We start from the raw sequence: 3,761 nt of genomic DNA, 5'->3' as shown, positions 1-3,761 counted from the left end.
GACCGGCGCGTCCCCGTCCGGCGGTCTGCGCCGATGCCGCGACCACGGCGCCCTCGTCCGCGCCGCCCAAAGCAAGCAGAGCGGCCTCGCGGTTGGTGGATTCGGTGGATTCGCGCAGGACAAAGGCGCCCTGCCCGAAACAGCGGGTACGCAGCCCGCGGCGGACCCCGTCAACGGTCAGCACGTCGGCCTCGGCCAGCATCCGGTATCCCCGGCGGGTCATGGCCTCGATCTGGTGCCCTTCGCCGCGCAACGTCCGCACGTGCTTGGCCACGGCGGCCCGACTCACGCCAAGCAACCGTGAAAGTTCCTCTCCCGACCGCCAGTTGCCGCCCGCTTCGCGCAACATGGCGAACACACGTCCTTTCGTGGGCGTTCTGTCTGTGTCCACGGCGATTGTAAACCATCAGGCAATTGCTTGGTTGACAAAAAGGAACACGCCCGCTACTCGCCCTGAACTGCCATTCAACAGGAGCGATACCGGAACATGAACCCCCTGCTGGAACGTTTGCGCGCGCGCCTTTTGGACACCATTCCCCCCGGAACGGAAACTCCGTACGCATCGCCGGGCCACCCCCGCACGGCGGCAGCCCCCTGGTCCGGCATCACCGGAGAAGAGGCGCTCGCCGTGGCGCGGCTGCCCGTGTCCCACATCCTGGACATTCTGGCCGTGGCGCAGGCCGTACGTTCGGCCCGCAAGGGGCCGCTGGCGGCCACCTGCGGCATCGTCAACGCAAAATCGGGCCGGTGCGGCGAGGATTGCGCCTTTTGCGCCCAGTCGTCGCACCACGACACGGGTGCCCCGGTGCATGCGCTGCTCGGCCCCGACGCGTTGCTGCGCCATGCGGAGGAACTGGCCCGCGCGGGGGTGCGCCGCTTCGGCATCGTGACCAGCGGCAACGCCCTTTCGGAACGGGAGTTCGACGCGGTCTGCCATGCGGCGCGCCTGCTGCGCGACCGTGTGGACATCGGCCTGTGCGCCTCCCTGGGGCAGCTCGCCACCGGGTCCGCCGAGAGCGAAAACCGGGGAGAACGAGCGCGCCGCCTGAAGGACGCAGGCATTTCCAGCTACCACCACAACCTTGAAACGGCCAGAAGTTTTTTCCCGCAGGTATGTACCACGCATCCTTACGACGACGACATGGCCACCGTGCGCGAGGCCGCGCGGGCGGGGCTGCGCACCTGCTGCGGCGGCATCCTGGGCCTTGGCGAAACATGGGAACACCGCGTGGAACTGGCCCTGACCCTGCGTGAGCTGGACGTGGACTCCATCCCGTTGAACTTCCTGCATCCCGTTCCGGGCACACGGCTTGGCCACCGCAGCCCGCTGCCGCCCATGGAGGCCCTGCGGGCCATTGCCGTGTTCCGGCTGCTGCACCCCCGGCGGGACATCCTGGTGTGCGGCGGGCGCGAGGCGACCCTGGGCCAGTGGCAGTCGTGGGTGTTCGCCGCCGGGGCCAACGGCCTGATGGTGGGCAACTACCTGACCACGGCGGGCCGAGCCCTTGCCGACGACATGGACATGCTCGCCACGTTGGGCGTGGGCGACGTTTCCCGCACTGGCGAGGAGGCACGGGCATGAACCGACGGACCACGGATACCGGCATGCCCGGAGCGGCCAGCACTGCCCCCGCCGCAACGGACGCCACCCTGCGCCTGCGCGCGCTGGACAAGGCCCATGTGTGGCACCCCTTCACCCAGATGCGCGACTGGCTGGCGGCGGACCCGCTGGTCATCGCCGCCGCCGAAGGCAACCGGCTTATCGATTCCGACGGCGTGTCCTACCTGGACGGCATATCCTCGCTGTGGACCAACGTGCACGGGCATCGCCACCCCCGGCTGGACGCGGCCATCCGGGCGCAACTGGACAAGGTGGCCCACACCACCCTGCTGGGCCTTGGCAGCCAGCCGTCCATAGAATTGGCGGCGCGCCTTGCCGCCATCGCCCCTCGGGGGCTGACGCGGGTGTTCTATTCCGACAGCGGGTCCACGGCGGTGGAGGTGGCGCTGAAGATCGCCTTCCAGTTCCACCGCCAGGCCCCGGCGCATTTGGGCGGGGATGCGCGGCGCACCCGCTTTCTCAGCCTGCGCAACGCCTACCATGGCGACACCGTGGGGGCCGTGGCCCTGGGCGGCATGGCCCTGTTCCATTCCATCTACGCGCCGCTGCTGTTCGACACGGTGAAGGCGGAAAGCCCGTACTGCTACCGCTGCCCCTTCGGGCGGCAGGCCGGGGCGTGCGAGCGGGAATGCATCACCCACATGGAAACGCTGTTCGCCCGGCACGGCCACGAACTGTGCGCCGCCGTGGTGGAGCCACTGGTGCAGGGCGCGGCGGGCATGCTGTTGCAGCCGCCCGGCTGGCTGCGCCGGGTGCGCGAACTGTGCGACGAGCACGGGGTGCTCCTGGTGGCGGACGAGGTGGCCGTTGGCTTCGGCAAGACGGGCACCCTGTTTGCCTGCGAGCAGGAAGGAGTGACGCCCGACTTCCTGTGCCTGGCCAAGGGCATTTCCGGCGGCTACCTGCCGCTGGCCGCCACCCTGACAACGGAACGGGTGCACGACGGCTTTCTGGCCCGCCACGAGGAATTGCGCACCTTCTTCCACGGTCACACCTACACCGGCAACCCGCTGGCCTGCGCGGCGGCCATCGCCTCGCTGGAGGTGTTCGAAGAGGAACGGACGATGAAGCGGCTGCAACCGAAGATCGCCCGGCTGGCCGCGCGACTGGATACGCTGCGCGACCTGCCCCACGTGGGGGACATCCGCCAGCGCGGGGTCATGACCGGCATCGAGATGGTGCAGAACCGCGCTACGAAGGAAGGCTACGACCTGACCCTGCGCATGGGCCACCGGGTAACCCTGGAGGCGCGACGGCGCGGGGTGATCATCCGCCCGCTGGGCGACGTGATGGTGCTCATGCCGCCCTTGTCCATCACCGACGACGAAATAGACCTGCTGGTGGACGCCACGGGCGAGGCCATCCGCGCGGTGACCGAGCGCGGGGCGACAGGCGGATTGGACATGCCGAACGGATTTGACGGGCTGCCACCCGCGCCGAGGGTGGCATGACCGCCACGGGCGGCACGCACGCCACCGTGCGGTGCGGGGTGTTCCGGTTCGACCCGGCCCACCCGCTGTTCGCGGATCATTTCCCCGGCTTCCCCGTGGTGCCGGGGTCGTGCATCGTGCAGGCCTTTGCGGACGAAGCGTCACGCTGGGCCCACGAGCGCACCTGGGGGAACGGTGGGACGCCGGATGCGATGGAGACCGGGCGGCGGGCGGACATGCGGGCAGGACGGCCTGCGGGGGTGGCGGCACCGCCACAGGCCGGGTTCGCCGGTGCCACTCCGCATTCCGCCGGGAATGGACCGGATGGCCGCATGCCCGAAGGGGCATGCGCATCCCCCGTCATGCGGCCCATATGCCCCATACGCCCGACAGGCAAGGCACGCAGGTTCCGCTTCCGGCGCTTCGTGACGCCGGGTGACTATGCCTTCCGCATGGAATGCACGGATGACGGCCTGCGCTGTTCGCTGCACGCGCTGCCTCACGGGCACGCCGGTGCGGCGGGGCATGGGGTGAACGGGCTGGAGGCATCAGACGGGCCGGACGCCACCGCAGGCCCCGCCCTTCACCCGCTGGTCACCGGGGTGCTGGCGTGGTGACCGCCGCCGGGTCGCCCTTCCCCCTGCGCGGCCCCGTGCTCATTGCCGGGGGCTCGTGCGAACTGGGGCTGGCCCTGGGACCGGTACTGGCCG

General features: G+C 70.0%; 4 protein-coding genes. 3 read left to right on the top strand and 1 reads right to left on the bottom strand.

What is annotated here, in order from left to right; translation table 11 throughout:
- The coding region (locus tag FVW20_RS09595) for a biotin operon repressor (RefSeq protein ID WP_231039009.1) at nt 1-349 on the bottom strand (349 nt) is incomplete at its 3' end.
- Between the two features lie 138 nt (nt 350-487).
- Here FVW20_RS09595 and bioB point away from each other — a divergent pair.
- Genes bioB through FVW20_RS09580 form a run of 3 tightly spaced genes read left to right on the top strand, consistent with a single transcriptional unit; the run spans nt 488 to nt 3,668 of the window.
- Nucleotides 488-1,582: a biotin synthase BioB gene (gene bioB / locus FVW20_RS09590; RefSeq protein ID WP_196609246.1), complete on the top strand. Its 1,095-nt coding sequence runs from the start codon at nt 488-490 to the stop codon at nt 1,580-1,582.
- The gene (bioA, locus tag FVW20_RS09585; RefSeq protein WP_372434982.1) at nt 1,579-3,072 is read left to right on the top strand and encodes an adenosylmethionine--8-amino-7-oxononanoate transaminase; all 1,494 of its coding nucleotides are present in this window, start codon (nt 1,579-1,581) and stop codon (nt 3,070-3,072) included. Before bioB ends, bioA begins: the two co-directional genes overlap by 4 nt.
- Nucleotides 3,069-3,668 carry a hypothetical protein gene (locus FVW20_RS09580; protein WP_196609245.1) on the top strand — a complete coding sequence of 200 codons (600 nt, stop codon included), beginning with the start codon at nt 3,069-3,071 and terminating at the stop codon, nt 3,666-3,668. The genes bioA and FVW20_RS09580 overlap by 4 nt, the downstream gene beginning before the upstream one ends.
- Nucleotides 3,669-3,761 lie beyond the last annotated feature (93 nt).

The sequence above is a fragment of the Nitratidesulfovibrio oxamicus genome (assembly GCF_015731765.1).
Lineage (GTDB): Bacteria > Desulfobacterota > Desulfovibrionia > Desulfovibrionales > Desulfovibrionaceae > Cupidesulfovibrio > Cupidesulfovibrio oxamicus.
The sequence above is the reverse complement of the archived record's forward strand: the minus strand, read 5'-3'. Positions and strand labels throughout refer to the sequence as shown.